General features: G+C 35.1%; 1 protein-coding gene. It reads right to left on the bottom strand.

Annotated features, from left to right (window positions below; translation table 11 throughout):
* On the bottom strand, positions 1–736 hold a 736-nt coding region (locus tag FC66_RS07795; protein ID WP_157052020.1), incomplete at its 3' end, for a peptidoglycan recognition protein family protein.
* Positions 737–800: the final 64 nt, after the last annotated feature.

Below are 800 nucleotides of genomic sequence, written 5' to 3'. Positions count from 1 at the left end.
ATTCAGAACCTGTTGCGTCGTTGAAGGATACTTTTGAATAACGCATACCATCATAATACTCTTTAACTAAACCATATAAATCTGACATCGTATATGCCTGGTTAAACCATTTTTTACCCGATTCACTATAGTAACTAGTTGGATCTACGTGGTCTGTTCCGCCTAAATATTTACTTACATCGGCATGCGCTAATACAGTTGCCCCTTTGCCTCTGTTTGCGGTGGTTGCTAAATTAGGGCTTAATCCATAATGGTTTAAAACATATGCAGTATAGAAAGCAGCGTTACTAACTTCTTTTGCAAAAGCATATTTGCTATGCACTCTTACTTGCTCAAATTGAACATATCTCTGATTACCGACTGGACCAGAACCCCAAGACATATTATTTGTATCCGCAATATTAAGAATATTATTATCATCAATAAACGTATGTACAAAGGCACTATTATAATTAGATTTCATATACGCAATCTCATTTTTAATAGTTGATGATGGATTGGCCGTTTCATGAACGACAACACCTTCTGGGCGTCCCTTTCCATTTCGGTAACCCATATCATCAGTTGGGAAACCGCTCCAAATAGGAAAAGCAATGCCGTTATGCTTAATATTTTGAGAATGAATATAATCATTTACATTTGAAGCCGATACACTAGACTGATTATTTAGTGCTATCAGTCCCCCGATTGTTACTCCCGAAACAATAAAAAAACTTGCTAATAAATTTTTTTTCATTTTAAATCCCTCTATTTTTATATTTAACTTCATCTACTTGTTGATGTTAACTGCCCATGAAGAT

The organism is Dellaglioa algida DSM 15638, from assembly GCF_001434695.1.
GTDB lineage: Bacteria > Bacillota > Bacilli > Lactobacillales > Lactobacillaceae > Dellaglioa > Dellaglioa algida.
The sequence above is the reverse complement of the archived record's forward strand: the minus strand, read 5'-3'. Positions and strand labels throughout refer to the sequence as shown.